Origin of the sequence: Wenxinia saemankumensis (genome assembly GCF_900141735.1) — a bacterium.
GTDB classification, from domain to species: domain Bacteria; phylum Pseudomonadota; class Alphaproteobacteria; order Rhodobacterales; family Rhodobacteraceae; genus Wenxinia; species Wenxinia saemankumensis.
In genome coordinates, this window is the sequence record NZ_FQYO01000001.1 from 427,234 (window position 1) to 447,423 (window position 20,190).

The window sequence follows — 20,190 nt, forward strand, 5'->3', positions numbered from 1 at the left end:
GTCTCTCCGGCGCGGACCGGAACGCGGCCCCTTGTCCCGGACCGGGCCGCCGCTGTCGCCCTGCCCCGCCGGCGCGCACCATAGGGCCCAAATCTGGACAGAGAAACCGCTTTCGGCTAGGCGGCGGCCGATGTCCGAGCCATTGACTCAGAGACCGGGCGCCCCGCCCCCCGGACCCGCCGCCGCGCCCCGCACGGCAGGGGGTGCGGCGCGCGGGCGGCGCCGCGGGCCGAGCGGCTGGGCGATCGGCGCGGCGCTGATCGCGGCGGCGATGCTCGGACCCGTGGCCGGGGTGATCTGGTTCGCGCTCAATCCGGCCGAGAACATCTGGCCGCATCTCCTCTCGACGACCCTGCCCCGCTATCTCGGCAACACCGCGCTCCTGATGGCCGGGGTCGGGCTGCTCGCCGCCTCGGTGGGGACCGGCGCGGCCTGGCTGGTGACGATGTACCGGTTCCCGGGCCGCGCCTGGCTGCAATGGGCGCTGCTCGCCCCGCTCGCCGTGCCGGCCTATGTCGGGGCCTACGCGCTGGTGGACTTCCTCGAATATGCCGGCCCCGTGCAGCGGGCCCTGCGCGCGGCCTTCGGCTGGCAGACCGCCTCGGATTACTGGTTCCCCGCGATCCGGACGCGGGGCGCGGCGATCCTCGTCCTCGGCGCCGCCCTCTACCCTTACGTCTACCTCCTCGCCCGGGCGGCGTTCCGCGAGCAATCGGGCGCCGGCTACGAGGTCGCGCGCGCGCTCGGCGTCGGCCCGTTCGGGCGGTTCTGGCGGGTCGGGCTGCCGATGGCGCGCCCCGCCATCGCCGCCGGCACGGCGGTCGTGATGATGGAGACGGTGAACGATTTCGGGACCGTGGACTTCTTCGCCGTCCAGACCCTGACCACGGGCATCTTCACAATCTGGCTGCAGGCCGGCAATCTCGGCGGCGCGGCGCAGCTGGCGACGCTGTCGCTGGCGCTGATCGTGGCGCTCGTCACGGTCGAGAAGCTGTCGCGACGGCGCGCGCGGACCCACGCCCCGGCGCGGGGCGCCCGCCCCGCCACCGCGCAGCCGCTGGCCGGCTGGCCCGGCGCGCTCGCCACCACCGCCTGCGCGCTGCCGGTCCTCGCCGGATTCGTGCTGCCGGTCGCGGTGCTGACCAGCCACGCCTTCGACGCCGCCGAATGGCAGGAGCCGGGCCTCCTGCGCGCGCTGGTCCACACGCTGGCGACGGGGGGCGCCGCGGCGGTGATCACGGTCGCGCTCGGGCTCTTCATGGTCTACGGCGCGCGGCTCTCGCGGTCGCGCCTGCCGGTGCTGCTGCTGCCGGTCAGCGCGATCGGCTACGCGGTGCCCGGCGCGGTCCTGGGGGTCGGGCTGCTCTTTCCGCTGGCCGCGCTCGACAACCGGGTGGCCGATGCCTGGACGGCGCTGACCGGGACCGATCCGGGCCTGATCCTGACCGGCAGCGCGGCGGCGCTCACGCTGGCCTATGTCGTGCGGTTCTTCGCCATCGGGCAGGGCACGGCGGATGCGGCGCTGGGGCGGATCTCGCCCTCGCTGCCGATGGCGGCCCGCTCGCTCGGCCGCTCGGCCGGGGGCACGCTGCGCGCGGTGCACCTGCCGCTGATCCGGGGCAGCGCGCTCTCGGCGCTGCTGCTGGTCTTCGTCGATTGCGTGAAGGAGCTGCCCGCCACGCTGCTGCTGCGCCCGTTCAACTACGACACGCTCGCCACGCGTACCCATGCCAAGGCGAGCCTGGAGAAGATCGCCGAGGCCGCGCCCGCCGCGCTGACGATCACCGCGGTGGGCCTCTGCGCCGTCGCACTGCTGGCGCGCGCCAATCGCTGAGAGGCGCGGCTTGCCCGGCCCGCGCCGGGCGCCTACCTCGTGCCCCCGACCGACCGGAGACGCCCATGCCCCTTGCCCCCGACGCCCCGCTCGACAGCCTCGTCCTCGACGAGCCGACCCGGCCGAAGGCGCCGCCGATCCCCGGCGCGACCGAGGGGCAGCGCCGGGCCGGGCGGCACCTGGCCATGATCCACGCCCACCATCTTCGCGACCTTCTCGGCATCGGCCAGCTGGTCGAGCTGGTCGCGGCGGGCGAGGCGGGCGCGCAGCATCTGCCGAAGGCGCTGCAGGACATGGAGCTGACCGAGAACATGGCCCTGACCGGCACGCTCTGCGGCCGGGAATGCGCGGTGCTGACGATGCATCACGACATCGAGGAGACGAGCATGTTCCCCCATCTCGACCGCGTCGGGGATCCGGGGATCAGCGCCGTCGTGCAGCGCCTCAAGGACGAGCACGAGGTCGTCCACGCCCTTCTCCTGCGCCTGCAGGGCGAGGCCGCGACGCTGGCCGAGGCCCCGACCGAGACGGCGATGCAGGCCGTCCGCGCCACCTATGCCCGCCTGACCGAGGTGGTCCGCTCGCATTTCGGCTACGAAGAGACCGAACTGCAGGAGGCGCTCGGCGTCCACGGCGGCCTCTGACGCCCCCGGCGCGGGGGCCCCGCCGCCCCGCCCCGCCCTTGTCGTGCACCGGACCCTCAGGGGGGCCGGACCAGCGCCCCACGCTGTCCCGGGCCGCGCGCCGCCGCCCCCCCGGCGTCACGCTGCCTCACGTCAGCCGCCGCACCCAGGACACCTACCCGGACCTGTACCCAAACCCGGGCCCGAGCCCGGCCCCGGACGCCCGTCACGCCCCCCTCTTATCTTGCTCCAAGTACTCCGGGGGTCCGGGGGCAGCGCCCCCGGCCTCCCCGTCCGCGCACGGCCGGGCCCGGACCACAAAGCCCGCCCCGCCCCGCTCTTATCTTGCTCAAAGTACTCCGGGGGTCCGGGGGCAGCGCCCCCGGCCTCCCCGCCCGCGCGCGGCCGGCCCCGGATCACGCCCCCCGGACCGCCCCCTCCAGCGCCCCGAACCCGGTGAAACGCCGCTCGAAGGCGAGGCCCATCCGCCGCGCGCAGTCCTCGGCCCGGGCGGTCAGGTCCGGATCGTCGGCCTGCGCCTGGTAGACCAGCGTCCGGTACTGGCCGAAATACATGTCCCGCAGCTCGGGATGGCGGTCGAGGCCGAGCGGCTCCCAGACGAAGGCGTCGAACTGCCTGCAGAGGAAGTCGGTCAGGTAGAAGGCGTCGATCTCGTCCCGCGCGGCAAAGGTCTCCAGCCCCTCGTAGAAGGCGTAGCAATGGGGGCCGGCGATCATCTCCACCCCAAGGCCCTCGCAGGTGCGGGCCAGCGCGCCGCCGGTGCCGCAATCGGCATAGGCGACGAAGACGCGGTCGTAATCGGCCCGGCGCGCCCGCACCGCCGCCTCGACCGCCGGGGCGATGCGTTCGGGCCGGTTGTGCAGGATGGCGGGAAGGCAGTGCAGGTCGATATGGGCCAGGCCGGACGCGTCGCGGATCGCGAGGATCTCGCGCGCCAGCGCCCCGCAGGCGAGGATCAGGATCCGGCCGGTCCCCCTCGCCTCCAGCCCCTCGCGGGTCAGGGCGCGATCGGAGGGCGCCCCTCCCCCGCGGGCGCGGGGCTCGTCGGCCGCCTGCCGCTGCGGCCCCGGCGCGCCGTCCTCGGCCGGTCCGGACACGGGCCTTACCAGCCGGCCGGCCCCCGCCGAAGGCGTCCTGCCCCGTCTCACGCCAGCCGCACCGCGGTGCCGTAGGCGACGATCTCGGAGGCGCCGCTCATCACGCTCGACGTCTCGAGCCGCACGGCCACGACCGCGTTCGCGCCGAGGCGGCTCGCCTCCTGGCTCATGCGGTCGATCGCCTGCTCGCGCGCCCCGGCGAGGAGCGAGGAATAGGATCTGACCTCGCCTCCGACCAGACCCCTGAGCCCCGCCACGATGTCGGTCCCGACATGCTTGGCCCGGACCGTGGCGCCCCGGACGAGGCCCATCACCTCGACGATCTCGCGGCCCGGCACGCCTTCGGTCGTGACGATGATCATCAGTGCCTCATCCCGTCGTACCGGTCGTCCTCGGGATCGGACCGCCGCTCGGCCACGAGGCGCCAGAGCACGTAGAGGACCAGCGCCAGCGGAATGCCGGAGAGAAGCGCGGCCTCCATCGGCCAGGCGAAGGCGGCGACGAGGGTCGCGGCGGCCCAGATCGTCAGGCCGGCCGCCACCATCGCGGCGACGAGGATCAGCATCAGTTTCTCGAGCGGCATCGGCGGTACCTCCTGCGGTCAATATGGGCCCGCAGCGGCCGGGCCGGAACCCCCTCAGCGCGAGGCCCGCTCCCACAGGACCCGCGCGACGAGGGCGAGCGCCAGCGCCGCCGGCATCGCGAAGGTCGGCGGCGGGCCGCCCAGCAGCGGCTCGGCCAGGGCCATCGCGATCAGCGTCGCCGCGAGCCCCCCGAGGAGAAGGGCGAGGACGCGCTTGATCGGGTGGGAGGGCATGACGCGGTCTCCGGGGGGCGGGGCGCCCCGCCGGCAGAGGTGGGGATCGCCCGGCCCCCGCGAAAGGGGCCGGGCCCGCCCGGATCAGGCGTTCGGCTGGTTGTGGCGGCGGGCCACGAACTGTTTCGCCGTCTCGACCGCCACGGCCGCGTCGCGGCAATAGGCGTCGGCGCCGATCGCCTTGCCGAATTCCTCGTTGAGGGGGGCCCCGCCGACGAGGACGATGTAGTCGTCGCGGATGCCCTGCTCCTTCATCGTGTCGATCACGACCTTCATGTAGGGCATGGTCGTGGTCAGCAGCGCCGACATGCCGAGGATGTCCGGCTTCTCGGTCTCCAGCGCCTCGAGATACTTCTCGACCGCGTTGTTGATCCCGAGATCGACCACCTCGAAGCCGGCGCCCTCCATCATCATCGAGACGAGGTTCTTGCCGATGTCGTGGATGTCGCCCTTGACCGTCCCGATCACCATCTTGCCCATGCGGGGCGCGCCGGTCTCGGCCAGCAGGGGCTTGAGGATCGCCATCCCGCCCTTCATCGCGTTCGCGGCGAGCAGCACCTCGGGCACGAAGAGGATCCCGTCGCGGAAGTCGCGGCCGACCACGGTCATGCCGCCCACCAGCGCCTGGGTCAGCACGTCGTAGGGCTGCCAGCCGCGATCGAGGAGGATGCGCGTGCCTTCCTCGATCTCTTCCTTCATCCCGTCGTAGAGGTCGTCGAACATCTGCGCGACGAGTTCCTCGTCGTCGAGTTCGGACAGGATGATCTCGTCGTCGTCGTCGGCCATGGCGGACCCCGGAAGTTGAACTGTCCCCAGCCTGTGCGCGGATAGGCCGCAACCGTCTGAGCGGATTGCGACAACACCTGCACCGGCGGCGACGCGCTGGCAAATGAGAAATGCGGAGGATGATGCTGCGCCGCTTTCATATGTTCCGCATTTGTTCTAGTCTTGAGCCATGGACGAGGCCCCGATTCCCTTCTCGCGCGCGCGCCGGCCGGGCCGCGCGGCCACCGACAACCCGGCCATCCGCTACGAGTCGCTGACGCGCGAGCGGATCGACGACGGATGGGGCCCGGACGAGGACCTGCCGCCGCTGCGCACCGAGGTCAGCGACGAACGGCCGCGCCGGGTGATCAGCCGCAACACCTCGCCCGACATCTCGTTCGATCGGTCGATCAATCCCTACCGGGGCTGCGAGCATGGCTGCATCTACTGCTTCGCCCGGCCGTCTCACGCCTTTCTCGGCCTGTCGCCCGGCCTCGATTTCGAGACGAAGCTGATCGCACGCCCGGACGCGCCCGCCCTCCTGGAGAAGGAGCTGCGGGCCAAGGCCTATGTCCCGCAGGTCATCGCGATCGGCACGAATACCGATCCCTACCAGCCGATCGAGAAGGAGCGGCGGATCATGCGCGGCCTGCTCGAGGTTCTGGCCGCCTACGACCACCCCGTCTCGATCGTGACGAAGGGCACGCTGGTCGAACGCGACATCGACATCCTCGCGCCGATGGCGGCGAAGGGGCTGGCGCGGGTGGGCATCTCGGTCACGACGCTCGATCCCGCCACCTCGCGCGCGATGGAGCCGCGCGTGCCTTCCCCGGCACGGCGCCTCGCCGCGATCCGGCGCCTGTCCGAGGCGGGGATCGAGGTGCGGGTCATGGTCTCGCCCGTCGTGCCCGCCCTGACCGACCACGAGGCGGAGGCGATCCTGGCGCAGGCGAAGGCGGCGGGCGCCGTCGCCGCCTCCTGCATCGTCCTGCGCCTGCCGCAGGAAGTGTCGGGCCTGTTCCGCGACTGGCTGGAGGAGCGGTATCCGGACCGGGCGCGGCGGGTGATGAACCGCGTGCGCGAGCTGCATGGCGGCCGGGACTACGATCCCGAATGGGGCAAGCGGATGACCGGGTCGGGCGAATGGGCGCGGCTCTTCGGGCAGCGCTTCGACCTCGCCCGCAAGCGGCTCGGCCTCAGGAAGGACCTGCCGCCGCTGCGCTGCGATCTCTTCGCCCCGCCGCCCCGGCCGGGCGACCAGCTGTCGCTGTTCTGAAGGGCCCTTCTGCGATCGAAGCCCGTCGGTGTCCCGGCGCCACCGGGGCCGGCCGGGGCCGGATCGGCTCGCGGAAGGTCGCACCCGCCCCCCGGGGTCGGATGCGCGAAGGGCCCGGGGGAACGCCCCCGGGCCCGTCGACCGGATGCACCGGACCGAGGGGGACTCGCTCAGCCCCTGGCCTCGAGCGCGGCGATCACCTTGTCCGGCGTGGCCGGGTAGTCGTGCAGTCTCGCCCCGGTCGCGTGGGCGATCGCGTTGAAGATCGCCGCTCCCGCCCCCGAGATCCCGAGCTCGCCGATCCCCTTGGACTGGATCGGGTTCGCCATGTCGTCACGTTCCTCGAGGAAGGTGACGACCATGTCCGAGGGCACGTCGAGATGGCTCGCCACGTGGTAGTTGGCGAGATCGCGCGTGACGACATGGCCGTCGCGGCGGTCCATCTGCATGTCCTCGGTCAGGGCCGAGCCGAGCCCCCAGACCATGCCGCCGATCGCCTGGGAGCGGGCCGTCTTCTCGTTGAGGATCCGGCCCATCGCCATCACCCCCAGCATCCGGCGCACCCGGACCTCGCCGGTCCATTCGTTGACCGCGACCTCCGCGAAATGCGCGCCGAACCCGGCGGAGAAATGGCTCTCCGCCGTCTTGCCGCCCTCGATGCTGGCCTCGGCCACGATCTCGGTGTCCACGAGTTCGGCCAGCGGCTTCTCGATGTTGCCGCCGCGCGCGATCCCGTCATTCAGCGTCAGGTCGTCCGCCGCGCAGCCCAGCTTCTCGGCGATCCGCTCGCGGATCTCCTTGGCGGCGAGGAAGGTCGACGATCCCGCGGACGAGGCGCCGAACGACCCGCCCGAGCCGGAGGCGCCGGGCAGGTCGGTATCGCCGAGGCGCACCTCGACCGCGTCGACGGGCAGGCCCAGCATCTCGGCCGCGATCTGGCCGAGGATCGTGTAGGAGCCGGTGCCGATATCCGTCATGTCGGTCTCGACCACGGCGTGGGCGCCGTGCAGCCGCACGCGGGAGGCGGACTTCACCAGCATGTTCGACCGCGCGGCCGAAGCGACGCCCATCCCGATCAGCCAGTCGCCCTCGCGCCGCGAGCCCGGCGCGCCGCGATCCGCCCAGCCGAAGGCGGCCGCGCCCTCGGTCAGGCAATCGGCGAGCCGGCGGGCCGAATAGGGCTGACCCGTCATCGGATTCTTCTCGGGCAGGTTCTTCAGCCGCAAGTCGACCGGGTCCATGCCCAGCTTGTCCGCCAGCTCGTCGAGCGCCGCCTCGAAGGCGAGCATGCCCACAGCCTCGCCGGGGGCCCGGACCGAACCTGCAGGCGTGGCGCTGATCCGCGCGACCGTCTGGGTGAAGCTGAGGCCGTCCGCCCCGTAGAGGAACTGCGAGGCCTGCGTGGTCGGCTCGGCGAAGCTCTCGCCGTCGAGATTGGAGACGGTGTCGTCATGGCTGATCGCGGTGATGCGACCGTCCCGCGTCGCGCCGAACCGGACGCGCTGCCTGGTCTCGGACCGCCGCAGCACGCTGTCGAAGACGGTCTGGCGCGGCATGACCACGCGCACCGGGCGGCCCAGCTTCTCTGCCGCGACGCAGGCGGCGACCGCCTCGGGGCCGATGCCCAGCTTCGAGCCGAAGCCGCCGCCGATATAGGGCGACAGGATCCGGACCTTCGAGGGGTCGATCCCCAGGCTGTCGGCCAGCTCGTTCCTGTTGAAGCGCAGCATCTGCTGCGAGCCCTTGAGCGTGACGCGGTCCCCGTCCCATTCGGCGAGGGCGGCATGAGGCTCCATCGCGGCAGAGACGTGGGAGGGCGTGGTGAACTCGAGATCCACCTTCACCTCGGCCGCGCCCCAGGCGGCGTCGAAATCGCCCGCCGTCTCGGGATCGGCGATCTCGGTGTCCTTCGGCTTGTCCGGAGACACGCCGCCCGGATCCGTCGTCTCGTAGCGCACCGTCAGCCGCTGCGCGGCGTCGCGCGCGGCCTCGAAGGTCTCGGCCACGACGAGCGCGATGGGCTGGCCGTGGTAATGGACCTCGTCGCCCGGCTGGACCGTCGCCTCGCCGGCCATGCCCTGCGTCGGATTGCGGCTGAGGCGCGCATCGGTGACGATCTCGATCACGCCGTCGATGTCCGCGATGCCGGCGCGGTCGAAGCCGGCGACCCGGCCGCGCGGGATCGTGGCCCGGACGAGCACGCCATGCGCCATCCGGGCGGGATGCGGCGTGTCGGCGGCATAGGGCGCGGTGCCCGAAACCTTCAGCTTGCCGTCCCGCCGGGGAAGCGGCTTGCCGATGATGCCCATGCCGGTCTGGTCGAGGAGGCGCGGCTGCGCCTCGTCCATGGTAAAGTCCTTCATGCCGGAATCCTCGCGGTGTCGACGCCGTGGGCGCTCTCGCTGAGGCCCGTGGCCTCGCGCAGCGCGGCGATCAGGGTGCGCCGCAGCAGCGGGCGCTTGTACTCGGTATCGGGATGGGGGGCCGGCGCGGCGGTCAGCGCCTCGCCCGCCCGGGCGAAGAGATCGTCCGACGGCGCCTGGCCGACCAGCATCTCCTCGACCGCGTGGTTCATCCAGGGATGCGGTGCGATACTGCCGTAGGCGAGGCTCGCTTCCGCGATCCGGCCGTCCTCGACCTTGACGATGGCCGCGACGGAGACGAGCGCGAAGGCGTAGGAGGCGCGGTCGCGCACCTTGCGGTAGGTCTGCTTCGTCCCGGCCCGGGGCGCGGGCAGAAGGACAGCGGTGACGATGTCGTCGGGGGCCAGCACCGTCTCGATGTCGGGGCTGTCGCCGGGGCCCCGGTAGAATTCGTGCATCGGAACCGTCCGGATCTCGCCCGAGGCGGCGCGGATCTCGACCGAGGCCTGCAGCGCCGTCAGCGCCGTCGCCATGTCCGAGGGATGCGCGGCGAGGCAGTCCGGCGACGTGCCGAAGAGCGCGAGCATCCGCCCCGCCCCGCCCTGCGCGGCGCAGCCGGTGCCGGGCGCGCGCTTGTTGCAGGCCTGCGAGGTGTCGTAGAAATAGGGGCAGCGCGTGCGCTGCAGCAGGTTGCCGCCCGTGGTCGCCTTGTTGCGGATCTGGGCAGAGGCGCCGGCGAGGATCGCCCGGCTCAGCAGCGGCCAGCCGGCGCGGATGCGGGAATCGCCCGCAAGATGCGTGTTCGTCACCAGCGCGCCGATCCGCAGATTTTCGCCGTCGGCCTCGATGGCGGACAGCCCGTCCAGCCGGGTGATGTCGACGAGGCGCTCGGGCGTCATCACCTGGATCTTCATCAGGTCGAGCAGGTTGGTGCCGCCCGCGATGATCGCCGCCTCGCGCCCAAGCGCGCCAGCGGCATCGCCGATCTCGCCGGATTGATGGAAGTCGAAGCTGCGCATCACTTCACCTCCCGCGACATGGCGATCGCCTCGCGGATCATCGGGTAGGCCGAGCAGCGGCAGAGATTGCCGCTCATTCGCTCGGCGATCTCGGCATCGTCGAAGGTCGGGGCCTCGAGATCGGCCGAGACGTAGGAAGGCGCGCCCTTCTTCACTTCCTCGAAGAGGGCGGTGGCCGACATGATCTGGCCCGGCGTGCAGTAGCCGCACTGGTAGCCGTCGCTTTCGACGAAGGCCTTCTGCAGGGCGTTCAAGGTCTCGGGCGTGCCGATCCCCTCGATCGTGGTGACCTCGTCGCCGTCATGCATCGCGGTGAGGCAGAGGCAGGAATTGACACGCTCGCCGTTCAGCAGGACCGTGCAGGCGCCGCACTGACCGTGATCGCAGCCCTTCTTGGTGCCGGTCAGGCCGAGGCCGTCGCGCAGGGTGTCGAGAAGGGTCTGGCGCGCGTCGTGGTCGACCTCGCGCGTCTGCCCGTTGACCGTCAGGCTGGTCTGCATGGGTGTCTCCGGATTGTTGGACCGCGGCTGCCGGGCGACAGGGCCGCTACGCGAGGCACAACCTCGGGCACGGCGATGCGTTCCACCCCGGGGCGTTTCCGTGGCGGAGCGGCGCGCCTGCCGCGCCCGCGGGACGATCGGGCGCGGGGGCGGCGCGGAACGGGAACCCGGATCCTCGGGGGTGGCGGCCCCGCCCCTGCCGGGGGAGGGCCGCGGGCGTCAGCCCTTCTCCTTCCAGCGGACCATCTGGCGCAGCACGCCGTGGAGGATCTGGGCGTCCGCGCGGGTCAGCGGCATCCGGCTCCACAGGTTGCGGAGCGCCATCTTCATCGACGGGGCCTTGGCCTCGGGAAAGAAGAAGCCGGCGCGGTCCAGCGTGTCCTCGTAATGGTTGGCGAGGGCGGCGATCTCGGTCTGGGTCGCGCGCTCGGTCCCGGCCATCTCCTCGCGGATCTGCGGCACCTCGGCGCTGGCGCGGCGCCACTCGTAGGCCATCAGCAGGACGCATTGCGCCAGGTTGAGCGAGGGGAATTCGGGATTCACGGGCACGCTGACGATCACGTTGGCACGGGCGATGTCGTCGTTCTCCATCCCCGCGCGCTCGGGACCGAAGAGGATGGCGACCCTCTCGCCCCGGGCCGTGCGGGCGGCGGCGTCGCGCATCGCGGCCTCAGGCGTCATCACAGTCTTGGTGAGGCCGCGCGGCCGGGCGGTCGTGGCGTAGACGAAGGCGCAGTCGGCGACCGCGCCGTCCGTCCCGTCGAAGAGCTGCGCATCGTCCAGCACCCGCCCCGCCCCGCTGGCCATCGCGACCGAGGCGGGATTGGGCCAGCCGTCGCGCGGCGCGACGAGGCGCATCCGGTCGAGACCGAAATTCCACATCCCCCGCGCCGCCGCGCCGATGTTCTCGGCCATCTGCGGGCGGATCAGGACGAAGGCGGGGCGGGTCGGGGCCCGGGGGGCGTCGGTGCTCATGGGGGCGGGCTTTAGGGCCCGGCCGGGATCGGGGCAAGGCCGGGTTCGGGGCCGGTCGCCCCCGCGGGCCCGGCGCGGCGCGTCCCGCTGCGCGCGGGTGCCGCCCCCCTCAGCCCGTGCGCCCGGCCCGCCCGCCGCGGCGGCGGGGCGGCGCCGCCTCGTCGAGGCCGCGGGACAGCACCTCGGTCATCGGGTGGGCGGGATGGGCGCCCCGGTGACGGGCCAGCATCTCGGCGATGGCGCGGGGCGCGTCCTGCCCGTCGGGCAGCCCCATCGCCCAGTCGAGGAAGATCGACCGGCATTCGGGGGCGGTGATGCCCTCGATCCGGTAGGATTCGGCGATCAGGTCGCGCGGGTCGAGGGGATCCTTCATGGCGGGCTCTCCAGCAGCCGGTCGAACGCGGCGGAGGCCGCGGCGCCCGCCTCCTCCATCGCTAGCCCCAGCGCCTCGGTGCTGTCGAGACCCGTGCTGCGCAGGACGAACCGGCAACCGCCCGTTCCCAGCTCCTCGGGGTGGAGCGCGCCGCCGGTCAGGAGCCGCGCCGCCGATTGCAGCGACCAGAAGAGATCGTCCGCGCGCGACAGGGCAGCCCGGTCCGCCGCCGCGAGCCCCTGCGCCATCCCGCCCTGTTCCGCCCCGCCCTGCCCCGTCCCGCCCTGCCCCTTCCTGGCCGAGCCCGGATCGGTCCGGCCAACGGCGATCTGGCCCGGCACGTCCCGCACCGGCGCGCCGGCCAGCAGCGCGACGGTCTGGGCGGCGAGCTCCACCTCCATCAGGCGGCCGGGGCCGAACTTGGCGTCCCATCGGCCTTGCGGCGGCTTGGCCTCCCTCAGCCGCGCGCGCATCGCGGCCACGTCCTCGCGCAGGCTCGCCCCCTTCGCCTTCTCGATCAGCACGGCACGGCGGATCTCCTCGACCTCGGCGCAGAGGCCGGGATCGCCGGCGATGCCGCGCGCGCGGGTCAGGGCGAGATGCTCCCAGGTCCAGGCCTCGCCGCGCTGGTAGCTCTCGAACCCCGCGAGCGAGGTGGCGACGGGCCCCTGCCGGCCCGACGGACGCAGGCGCATGTCGACCTCGTAGAGCCGCCCCTCGGCCATCGGGGCGGAAAGCGCGGTGACGAGCGACTGGGTGAGCCGCGCGAAATAGGTGCGGGCGGGGAGCGGGCGGCGGCCCTCGGACGCCTCCTGCCCGGCCGCGTCGTAGATCACGATGAGATCGAGATCGCTGGCCGCATTGAGCCGCCCCGCGCCGAGAGAGCCCATGCCGAGGACCATCGCGCCGCGGCCCGGCGCGGGGCCGTGCCGGCGGGCGAACTCGGCGCCGACGACCGGCCAGAGCGCGGCGATCACCGCCTCGGCGAGGTCGGCATATTGCGCGCCCGCCTCGGTGGCCGGGATCAGGCCGCGCACCTGGTGCACGCCGGTGCGGAAATGCCATTCCTTCATCCAGGCCCGCGCGCGGTCGAGGCGGGCCTCGTAGTCCGGCACGAGGGCGAGCGTGCGTGCCAGTTCCTCGGTCAGGGCCGCGGCCCCCGGCCAGGGGGCGAAGAAATGGCCCGCGATCACCGCGTCCAGCACCCGCGCGTTCGACGACAGGTAGCGGGCCAGCGCGGGGGCGGTGGCGCAGATCTCGGCCAGGAGGGCGATCAGGTTCGGGTTCGCCTCGAACAGCGAGAAGAGCTGCACGCCCGCCGGCAGCCCGGCGAGGAAGGCGTCGAAGGCGGCCAGCGCCTCTTCCGGGCGGGCGGCCTGTTCCAGCCGGGCGAGGATCTCGGGCTCCACTCGGCGGAAGATCTCGCCCGCACGGGGCGAGCGGAGGGCGGGATAGGACGGCCAGCGCGCGACGATCTCGGTCCCGAAGGCGGGACGCGGCGCCGCGCCGTCACCGCCGTTCGGGGCGAAGAACTCCTCGGTCGTGGCGTGGACCGCCTCGAGCCTGTCCTTCAGCGCGGCCTCGAGCGCGGCGCGCTCCTGCCCGCAGAAGGCAGCAAGCCGGTCCCACCCCTCGGCCGTCTCGGGCAGCTCCTGCGTCTGGGTGTCGGCGATCATCTGCAGGCGATGCTCGATCTCGCGGTGAAAGCGGTAATGCCCGGTCAGGGCTCCGGCCACGTCCGCGGGGATCCACCCCGCCGCGGCCAGCCGGTCGAGCGCCGGGACCGTGCCGCGCACCCGCAGGGAGCGGTCGCGCCCGCCCGCGATCAGCTGCCGCGTCTGGGCGAAGAACTCGATCTCGCGGATGCCGCCGCGCCCCAGCTTCATGTCGTGGCCGGGCAGGGAGAGCGGCCCGCCGAGGCCCTTGTGATCGCGGATCCGCAGCCGCATGTCGTGCGCGTCCTGGATCGCGGCGAAGTCGAGATGCCGCCGCCAGACGAAGGGGGTCAGCGTGTCCTGGAACCGCTCCCCCGCCGCGACCGCGCCGGCCGCGGACCGCGCCTTGATCCACGCCGCCCTCTCCCACGTGCGGCCGACGCTTTCGTAATAGGTCTCGGCCCCCGCCATCGCCATGGCGACGGGCGTGACGCTGGCATCGGGGCGCAGCCGCAGGTCGGTGCGGAAGACGTAGCCCTCGGCCGTGACATCGCTCATCGTCTGGGCCAGCTTGCGGACCACGGCGACGAAGCCCGCCCGCGTCTCGGGATAGTCCTCGCGGCTGATGCGGCTCTCGTCGAAGAGGCAGATCAGGTCGATGTCCGAGGAATAGTTCAGCTCGAAGGCGCCCATCTTGCCCATGGCGAAGATGGCGAGGCCCCCGGCATCGGCCACGTCCTCCTCTCCCAGCCCCGGCATCCGGCCGCGCGCGATGCGCTGCCCGACCAGCAGCGTCGCGGCCCGGTGAAGGGCCGTGTCGGCGAGGCGGGTCAGCGCGCCCGTCACCTCCTCCAGCGGCCAGGCGCCGGAGAGGTCGGCGAGAGCGGCGATCAGCGCGACCCGCCGCTTCGCCTGCCGCAGCCCGGCGTCGAGCTCGCCGAGGTCGAGCGCCTCGATCCCGGCCAGCACGCCGTCCACCGCCCCCTCGGGGTCGTCGAGGGCGGGGCCCAGCCATTCCGCCTCGCGCGCGATCAGCCCGGCGAGATAGGGGCTGCACCCGGCGGTGCCGGCGATCAGGTCGCGCAGCCCCTCCCCGCCGGGATCGAAGCAGTCCAGCGCCTCGCGCCCCCTGTCGGCATCGAAGGGGCGCGGCGCGCGGGTCTGCCGGGCGGCGAGGCTGCGGATCGGGGGGGGCATGGCACCTCTCGGGGCGGGTCGGGGGCAGGCTAGGGCCCGCGGCCGGGGCGGGCAACCGCGGCGGGGCGGCCGTCGCGGGGCCCCGGGCCGTCGAGGCGGTCGCGGCCTTCCCCCGGCGGCCCGCAGGACGGGCCACACTGGCGCCCGGCCCCGCGGTATGGTCAATCCCGGGACCAGCACAGAGCCGAGAGGGACGACCATGAGCAAAAGCCTCGCCCGCGTGGCCGCCGCCCTGCAGGAGGCGGGGCTGACCGAGGGCCCGCGCGAGGTCGGCGAAAGCCGGATGGCGCTGCAGGCCGCCCGGGCCGTGGGCTGCGAGCTCGACCAGATCGCCAAGTCCATCGTCTTCGTCGGCGCGCGCAGCCGGAGGACCTACCTCTTCCTCACCGCCGGGGGGAATCGCGTCTCGCCCGAGAAGGCGGCCGATCTGGTAGGCGAGCCGCTGGCCGCCGCGAACGGGGCCGAGGTGCGCGAGAGGACGGGTTTCGCGATCGGGGGCGTCTCGCCGGTGGGCGCGACGGGGCCGATGACGATCCTGCTCGACCCGCGCCTGACGGGGTTCGACATCGTCTGGGCGGCGGCGGGCACGCCGCGCCACGTCTTCCCGATCTCTCCCGCCGATCTGCAGCGGATCACCGGCGCGGCGCCCGGCGACTTCACCGAATAGCGCGAAAACTTCCCCAGCGTCATCAGGCGGTTGGAAACCAAGGCCGACCGGGCATGTGAAAAACCTTCACATCCACTCTTGAAGGCGCCGGCCGCCCTGCCGATATCCCGTCATGTGAAGGCCGTTCACATCCGAGCGGGCCACGACAGACCGGGAGGTCAGACGACGATGAGTTCCTACGATACCCACCCCCCGCGGCACCGCGCGGACGACCTGACGGTGCAGGCGAAGACCTGGCTGGGCAAGACCGAAGCCTGGCTCGACGACCGCGGCAAGGGCGCGTGGATCGCCGCCATGGTCCTCGGCTTCATCGCCTTCTGGCCGATCGGCCTCGCCCTTCTCGCCTACATGATCTGGAGCAAGCGCATGTTCTCCTCGAATTGTTCGTCCCGCCGGTCCCGGCGATCCGCCCGCAGCTTCCGCGGCACCGGCAACGCCGCGTTCGACGCCTACCGCAGCGACACCCTGCGCCGTCTCGAGGACGAGCAGGCCGAGTTCGAGGCCTTCCTCGCCCGGCTGCGCGAGGCCCGCGACAAGGCGGAGTTCGACGAGTTCATGGACGAGCGTGCCAAGCGGGCGGGCCGCCCCACCGGCGGCGACGATCCCGAGCGCGACGCGGCCTGACGGGCAAGGGCCGTTCCCTATCGGGGGGACGGCCCGTCCGGCCCCGGCGCGCGGACGGAGGGGCGCAGGCCCCGCCCCCCGCGCCCACTCTCCCCCTTCACCGGCCGCGTTCCGGCCCCCATCTCACCCCCCATGCAGACCGAGAGAACCAGGATGTCCTTCGCCGCCCCCTTCGCCCCCGCCGCCAGCGGCCTGCCCGATCCCGCCGGGCGCCCCGAATTCTATCGCGGCACGCAGGGCAAGCGCGCGGTCGCCTGGGTGATCGACGTGGCCCTCATCTGGCTGGCGACGCTGGCGCTGATGCCCTTCACTCTGTTCCTGGGGCTGTTCCTGCTGCCGGTCATCGTGCCGGTCGTGGGCTTTCTCTATCGCTGGGGGACCATCGCCTCCGGCTCGGCCACCTGGGGCATGCGGCTGACCGGGATCGAGCTGCGCGGCCATGACGGCGGGCGCCTGTCGGGCGGCGAGGCGCTGGCCCATACCGGCGGCTACGCCCTCTCGGTGGCGGTCTTCCCGGCCCAGCTCGTCTCGATGGCGCTGATGGCGGCCACTCCGCGCGGGCAGGGGCTGACGGACCACGTCCTCGGCACCGCGGCCATCAACCGGCCCCATTCACGATAGGGCCGACACCGCAATCGCCGGGTTGGCGAGGGCGGGGCGGGACGCTACCCTTGCCCTCGCTCCGCCGACAGGGACCGCATGCGCCACTCGCTTCCCCTCGCCCCGCAATTCTACGTGACGGCCCCCCAGCCCTGCCCCTACCTCGCGGGCCGGATGGAGCGGAAGCTGTTCACCGCGCTGCAGGGCGAGCAGGCGGGCGAGTTGAACGACGCGCTCAGCAAGCAGGGATTCCGCCGCTCGCAGAACGTGCTCTACCGTCCGTCCTGCGCCGATTGCGCGGCGTGCCTGTCGGCCCGGATCGACGTCGCCGCCTTTCGTCCGACGAAGTCGCAGCGGCGGGTGATGCGGCGCAACGCCGCCCTCTCCCGCACCGCGACCAGCCCCTGGGCCTCGGACGAGCAGTACGATCTCTTCCGCACCTATCTCGACGGCCGGCATGGCGACGGGGGGATGGCGGACATGGACATGTTCGAGTTCGCCGCCATGGTCGAGGAGACGCCGATCCGCACCCGCGTGATCGAGTACCGCACCGGAGAGGCCCCCGCCCCGGGCCGAGAGGCGCCTCTGGCAGCCGCGAGCCTGACGGACGTGCTCGATGACGGGCTGAGCATGGTCTACTCGTTCTTCGATCCCGCGCTGCAGCCGCAATCGCCGGGAACCTACATGATCCTCGACCACATCGCCCTCGCCCGCGAACAGGGGCTGCCTTACGTCTATCTCGGCTACTGGGTGCCGGGATCGCCCAAGATGGGCTACAAGGCGAATTTCTCGGGGCTGCAGGTCTATCGCGGCGGACAGTGGCAGACCGTGACCGACCCCTTCGCCTACTCGGCCGACACCCATCCGCTCTCGGTCGATCCGATCGCCGAGCAGGTGGGGCGGATCACCCTCCCGGGCGTGAGGCCGGTCGGACGCTGAGACGGCCTCAGGGGTCGCGCCGGCGGGGCAGGTTCAGCCGTGCCGCCGACACCCGGTAGTGAAGCGTGAAGCAGACCGCCATGCCGAAGGTGATCGCGGCAAGGACCCGCGGGTCCGCCATTCCCCGCACGTGGAACGGGACGAAACCTGCCCGGAGGCGGACCAGTGCCGTGCCCCCCATGGTCGCGATGACGAAAGGCCCCGGCGAAGACGACGAGCGCCGGGGCGGGCGAGAAATGTCCCCGGTCCGAGGCCGATGGCCCCGAGCGCCCGGAAGGCCGGAGGGTAGGACAGGCGAGGCGGGACACCCCGGCGGTCCAGCGGGGCGAGGGGCAAGGGTCCGGGCGAGGGCGTCCAGGTGCCCCGGCCGCTCCCGCCGCGCCCCGAAGTCGTCGGTGCTCGAGCTGCCCCCCGCATTCCGGACGGGGTCATCCGGCAGGCGCGCTTGCCCCCCGTACCTCGGTACCGAGACCCTAGCCGCCCAGCAGGTTCGGCACGATGGTCACCACCCCCGGCACCAGCGCCAGCATCAGCAGCGCGCCGATCTGGATCAGGACGAAGGGGATCACGCCGCGGTAAATGTGTCCCGTCGTGACCGAGGGCGGGGCGACGCCGCGCAGGTAGAACAGCGCGAAGCCGAAGGGCGGGGTCAGGAAGCTGGTCTGCAGGTTCACCGCGATCATGATCGTCACCCAGGACGGGTCCAGCGTGCCCCCGTAGATCACCGGGCCGACGATGGGCACGACGATGTAGATGATCTCGAGGAAGTCGAGCACGAAGCCGAGGATGAACAGCACCAGCATCACCAGCAGGAACACCGTCCACTCGCTGTCGAAGCTGCGCAGGAACTGCTGGATGTAGTGCTCTCCCCCGAAGGAGATGACGACGAGGTTCAGCAGCTGCGAGCCGATGAGGATGGTGAAGACCATGCTCGTGACCTTGGCCGTCTCGCGCACGACGGGCGTCAGCACCCCTCCCGCGAAGAGCACCCAGCAGGCATAGAGCAGACCCGCCATCGCCGTGAGGAAGGCGGCGAAGGCCGCGAGATAGGCGATGATCGTCCAGCCGGTCGCCGTCTCGGCGCCCAGCCGCAGGTCGAAGTTGAAGCCGATCAGCAGCATCACGACGATCGCGGCCGAGCCCCAGAGGATCAGCGCCGCCCCTTTGCCCTGCTCGCGCCGCTTGCGGTAGGCGGCCAGAAGCAGCGCGCCGCCCGCGCCGAGCGCGGCGGCCGGCGTCGGGTTGGTCACCCCGCCGAGGATCGAGCCGAGCACGGCCACGATCAGCACCAGCGGCGGGAAGACGACGCGCAGAAGCTCGTTCTCGGCCAGCATCGCGACGGCGCCGCGCGCGCCCCACAGGATCACCGCGAGCGGGATCAGCATGAACGCGACGGTCAGCCCCGGCGAGGTCGTTGGCCCGATGAACAGGATGTCGGCAAGCAGCAGCAGGCCGATCCCGGCGCTGCCGATCACGAGCGGCCGCGGGCTGTCGAGCGGCGCCACCGCCCGGGCGAGCGAGAAGAGGATCCCGAAGAGGACCGCGATCATGGCCATGCCTATGCCGATCGGCGCGGCGGAGGCGATGAGCGCCTGCCGCAATTGGGCCCGCTCCTCCTCGGTGCGCAGCGTGGCCTGCGCCACGCCGCCGCCGGCGTCGATCTCCGCCTGCTGGGCGACGGCCGCGTCCCAGGCGCGCTGGCCGTGCAGCTCGATCATCGCCTCCTGGCAATCGGGCGAGACGTTGGTGCGCAGTGCGGCGCCCGTTCCGGCCTGGGAATAGCTGTCGACGACGACCGACTGGCTGCCGACGACGTTCACCGATTGCAGCCCGACGAAGAGCGCGATCAGCAGCAGCGGCACGCCGAGATAGAAGGCCAGCTTCTCGGACCGGGGCGCGGGCTGTCCCATCGTGCCGGTCGAGGGCATGGCCGGCGCCTTGGACGGGTTCAGCATCGCGTAGCCGAAGGCATAGGCCCCGTAGAGCACCGCGAGCAGGATCCCCGGCAGCAGCGCCGCCTGGAACAGCGTTCCGACCGAGACGACCGCGGGCTCGCCCAGATAGGTCAGCGCGTCGGTGCAACCGGCGAGCTGGGCGCGCGTCTCCTGCGCGGTCGAATAGATGTCCCCCGCCAGCGTGCCGAGCAGAACGATCACGATCGAGGGCGGGATGATCTGCCCCAGCGTGCCGGAGGCGGCGATGACGCCGGTCGCGAGCTCGGGCGAATAGCCGTTCTTGAGCATCGTCGGCAGGGCGAGCAGGCCCATCGTCACGACCGTCGCGCCGACGATCCCGGTCGAGGCGGCGAGGAAGGCGCCGACGACGACGATCGACACGGCGAGGCCGCCCGGCAGCGGGCCGAAGACGCGCGCCATCGTGGTCAGCAGGTCGTCCGCGATGCGGCTGCGTTCCAGCACGATGCCCATCATCACGAACATCAGGACGGCGAGCAGCGTCTCGATGCTGGCCCCCGCCAGCACGCGCTCATTGATGCGGTTGACGATGAAGCCGAGGTTCCGGTCGAGCGCGAGTTCCCAGCCGCCGGCGAAGAGGTGCTCGCCCACGCGTGGCAGTTCGGGATAGCGGAAGACGGATATGGCGTCGGGCCGGACCCCGCTGGCGGTCAGGTCTCGATAGGCCTGCGAGGAGGTGTCGATCGCCTGGTGGACCAGCAGCCCCGCGCTGTCGAGCGCGGCGATGATCGCGAAGGAGATGACCCCGGCCCCCGCGATGGCGAAGGCCACCGGAAAGCCCGACAGGATCGCCCCGAAGAGCACCAGGAAGACGATCAGTAGGCCGATCTCGATGCCGTCGAGTCCGAAGAGCATGGTATGGAATCCCGGTC

19 protein-coding genes are annotated in these 20,190 nt (G+C 72.4%); 7 read left to right on the forward strand and 12 right to left on the reverse strand.

Annotated elements, in window-relative coordinates; translation table 11 throughout:
• Positions 1-130 precede the first annotated feature (130 nt).
• Complete coding sequence (locus BUE30_RS01960) at positions 131-1,834, forward strand: ABC transporter permease (protein ID WP_073326118.1); 1,704 nt, start codon at positions 131-133, stop codon at positions 1,832-1,834.
• Positions 1,835-1,899: 65 nt separating this feature from the next.
• Positions 1,900-2,478, forward strand: a complete 579-nt coding sequence (locus BUE30_RS01965) for a hemerythrin domain-containing protein (protein ID WP_073326120.1) — start codon at positions 1,900-1,902, stop codon at positions 2,476-2,478.
• A 395-nt stretch (positions 2,479-2,873) separates the two neighbouring features.
• On the opposite strand, the gene BUE30_RS01970 is transcribed toward BUE30_RS01965, so the two are convergent.
• From BUE30_RS01970 to BUE30_RS01990, 5 genes are all read right to left on the reverse strand, one after another.
• On the reverse strand, positions 2,874-3,479 hold the full coding sequence (locus BUE30_RS01970; protein WP_073326516.1) for a DUF1638 domain-containing protein: 606 nt from the start codon (positions 3,477-3,479) through the stop codon (positions 2,874-2,876).
• 143 nt (positions 3,480-3,622) lie between these two features.
• Positions 3,623-3,937, reverse strand: coding sequence for a YbjQ family protein (locus tag BUE30_RS01975; protein ID WP_073326122.1), 315 nt, complete (start codon positions 3,935-3,937; stop codon positions 3,623-3,625).
• A complete protein-coding gene (locus BUE30_RS01980) occupies positions 3,937-4,158 on the reverse strand; it encodes a hypothetical protein (RefSeq protein ID WP_073326124.1) in 222 nt (73 codons plus the stop codon). Before BUE30_RS01980 ends, BUE30_RS01975 begins: the two co-directional genes overlap by 1 nt.
• A gap of 54 nt (positions 4,159-4,212) precedes the next feature.
• Complete coding sequence (locus tag BUE30_RS01985; RefSeq protein WP_073326127.1) at positions 4,213-4,392, reverse strand: hypothetical protein; 180 nt, start codon at positions 4,390-4,392, stop codon at positions 4,213-4,215.
• A gap of 84 nt (positions 4,393-4,476) precedes the next feature.
• On the reverse strand, positions 4,477-5,178 hold the full coding sequence (locus tag BUE30_RS01990) for a corrinoid protein (RefSeq protein WP_073326128.1): 702 nt from the start codon (positions 5,176-5,178) through the stop codon (positions 4,477-4,479).
• A 169-nt stretch (positions 5,179-5,347) separates the two neighbouring features.
• Between BUE30_RS01990 and BUE30_RS01995 the strand changes: the two genes are divergently transcribed.
• A complete protein-coding gene (locus BUE30_RS01995; protein ID WP_073326130.1) occupies positions 5,348-6,433 on the forward strand; it encodes a PA0069 family radical SAM protein in 1,086 nt (361 codons plus the stop codon).
• A 170-nt stretch (positions 6,434-6,603) separates the two neighbouring features.
• Here the strand turns inward: BUE30_RS01995 and BUE30_RS02000 are convergent, their stop codons facing one another.
• The 6 genes from BUE30_RS02000 to BUE30_RS02025 form a co-directional block, all read right to left on the reverse strand.
• Positions 6,604-8,796 carry a xanthine dehydrogenase family protein molybdopterin-binding subunit gene (locus BUE30_RS02000; RefSeq protein WP_073326132.1) on the reverse strand — a complete coding sequence of 731 codons (2,193 nt, stop codon included), beginning with the start codon at positions 8,794-8,796 and terminating at the stop codon, positions 6,604-6,606.
• Entirely contained in the window at positions 8,793-9,815 is a 1,023-nt protein-coding gene (locus BUE30_RS02005) for an FAD binding domain-containing protein (RefSeq protein WP_073326134.1), read from the reverse strand. Before BUE30_RS02005 ends, BUE30_RS02000 begins: the two co-directional genes overlap by 4 nt.
• Positions 9,815-10,315 carry a 2Fe-2S iron-sulfur cluster-binding protein gene (locus tag BUE30_RS02010; protein WP_073326136.1) on the reverse strand — a complete coding sequence of 167 codons (501 nt, stop codon included), beginning with the start codon at positions 10,313-10,315 and terminating at the stop codon, positions 9,815-9,817. The genes BUE30_RS02005 and BUE30_RS02010 overlap by 1 nt, the downstream gene beginning before the upstream one ends.
• Positions 10,316-10,534: 219 nt before the next feature.
• Entirely contained in the window at positions 10,535-11,290 is a 756-nt protein-coding gene (locus BUE30_RS02015) for an RNA methyltransferase (RefSeq protein WP_073326138.1), read from the reverse strand.
• Positions 11,291-11,399: 109 nt separating this feature from the next.
• Positions 11,400-11,663, reverse strand: coding sequence for a hypothetical protein (locus tag BUE30_RS02020; RefSeq protein WP_073326140.1), 264 nt, complete (start codon positions 11,661-11,663; stop codon positions 11,400-11,402).
• Positions 11,660-14,515 (reverse strand): [protein-PII] uridylyltransferase family protein, encoded by a 2,856-nt coding sequence (locus BUE30_RS02025; RefSeq protein WP_073326142.1) that lies wholly within the window; start codon positions 14,513-14,515, stop codon positions 11,660-11,662. The genes BUE30_RS02020 and BUE30_RS02025 overlap by 4 nt, the downstream gene beginning before the upstream one ends.
• Before the next feature lie 199 nt (positions 14,516-14,714).
• On the opposite strand from BUE30_RS02025, the gene BUE30_RS02030 reads away from it, so the two are divergent.
• From BUE30_RS02030 to BUE30_RS02045, 4 genes are all read left to right on the forward strand, one after another.
• Positions 14,715-15,182, forward strand: a complete 468-nt coding sequence (locus tag BUE30_RS02030) for a YbaK/EbsC family protein (protein WP_073326143.1) — start codon at positions 14,715-14,717, stop codon at positions 15,180-15,182.
• Positions 15,183-15,350: 168 nt separating this feature from the next.
• Positions 15,351-15,806, forward strand: coding sequence for a DUF2852 domain-containing protein (locus BUE30_RS02035; protein WP_073326145.1), 456 nt, complete (start codon positions 15,351-15,353; stop codon positions 15,804-15,806).
• 153 nt (positions 15,807-15,959) lie between these two features.
• Complete coding sequence (locus BUE30_RS02040) at positions 15,960-16,427, forward strand: RDD family protein (RefSeq protein ID WP_073326147.1); 468 nt, start codon at positions 15,960-15,962, stop codon at positions 16,425-16,427.
• A gap of 78 nt (positions 16,428-16,505) precedes the next feature.
• Positions 16,506-17,345, forward strand: coding sequence for an arginyltransferase (locus BUE30_RS02045; RefSeq protein ID WP_073326149.1), 840 nt, complete (start codon positions 16,506-16,508; stop codon positions 17,343-17,345).
• A 473-nt stretch (positions 17,346-17,818) separates the two neighbouring features.
• Here BUE30_RS02045 and BUE30_RS02050 read toward each other — a convergent pair whose 3' ends face one another.
• Positions 17,819-20,173, reverse strand: coding sequence for a TRAP transporter large permease (locus tag BUE30_RS02050; protein ID WP_073326151.1), 2,355 nt, complete (start codon positions 20,171-20,173; stop codon positions 17,819-17,821).
• Positions 20,174-20,190: the final 17 nt, after the last annotated feature.

Bases quoted from the DNA above. Each gene is read 5' to 3' on its own strand.
- BUE30_RS01960 (WP_073326118.1), top strand. From the start codon at position 131: ATGTCCGAGCCATTGACTCAGAGACCGGGCGCCCCGCCCCCCGGACCC.
- BUE30_RS01965 (WP_073326120.1), top strand. From the start codon at position 1,900: ATGCCCCTTGCCCCCGACGCCCCGCTCGACAGCCTCGTCCTCGACGAG.
- BUE30_RS01975 (WP_073326122.1), bottom strand. From the start codon at position 3,937: ATGATCATCGTCACGACCGAAGGCGTGCCGGGCCGCGAGATCGTCGAG.
- BUE30_RS01980 (WP_073326124.1), bottom strand. From the start codon at position 4,158: ATGCCGCTCGAGAAACTGATGCTGATCCTCGTCGCCGCGATGGTGGCG.
- BUE30_RS01985 (WP_073326127.1), bottom strand. From the start codon at position 4,392: ATGCCCTCCCACCCGATCAAGCGCGTCCTCGCCCTTCTCCTCGGGGGG.
- BUE30_RS01990 (WP_073326128.1), bottom strand. From the start codon at position 5,178: ATGGCCGACGACGACGACGAGATCATCCTGTCCGAACTCGACGACGAG.
- BUE30_RS01995 (WP_073326130.1), top strand. From the start codon at position 5,348: ATGGACGAGGCCCCGATTCCCTTCTCGCGCGCGCGCCGGCCGGGCCGC.
- BUE30_RS02000 (WP_073326132.1), bottom strand. From the start codon at position 8,796: ATGAAGGACTTTACCATGGACGAGGCGCAGCCGCGCCTCCTCGACCAG.
- BUE30_RS02005 (WP_073326134.1), bottom strand. From the start codon at position 9,815: ATGCGCAGCTTCGACTTCCATCAATCCGGCGAGATCGGCGATGCCGCT.
- BUE30_RS02010 (WP_073326136.1), bottom strand. From the start codon at position 10,315: ATGCAGACCAGCCTGACGGTCAACGGGCAGACGCGCGAGGTCGACCAC.
- BUE30_RS02015 (WP_073326138.1), bottom strand. From the start codon at position 11,290: ATGAGCACCGACGCCCCCCGGGCCCCGACCCGCCCCGCCTTCGTCCTG.
- BUE30_RS02020 (WP_073326140.1), bottom strand. From the start codon at position 11,663: ATGAAGGATCCCCTCGACCCGCGCGACCTGATCGCCGAATCCTACCGG.
- BUE30_RS02025 (WP_073326142.1), bottom strand. From the start codon at position 14,515: ATGCCCCCCCCGATCCGCAGCCTCGCCGCCCGGCAGACCCGCGCGCCG.
- BUE30_RS02030 (WP_073326143.1), top strand. From the start codon at position 14,715: ATGAGCAAAAGCCTCGCCCGCGTGGCCGCCGCCCTGCAGGAGGCGGGG.
- BUE30_RS02035 (WP_073326145.1), top strand. From the start codon at position 15,351: ATGAGTTCCTACGATACCCACCCCCCGCGGCACCGCGCGGACGACCTG.
- BUE30_RS02040 (WP_073326147.1), top strand. From the start codon at position 15,960: ATGTCCTTCGCCGCCCCCTTCGCCCCCGCCGCCAGCGGCCTGCCCGAT.
- BUE30_RS02045 (WP_073326149.1), top strand. From the start codon at position 16,506: ATGCGCCACTCGCTTCCCCTCGCCCCGCAATTCTACGTGACGGCCCCC.
- BUE30_RS02050 (WP_073326151.1), bottom strand. From the start codon at position 20,173: ATGCTCTTCGGACTCGACGGCATCGAGATCGGCCTACTGATCGTCTTC.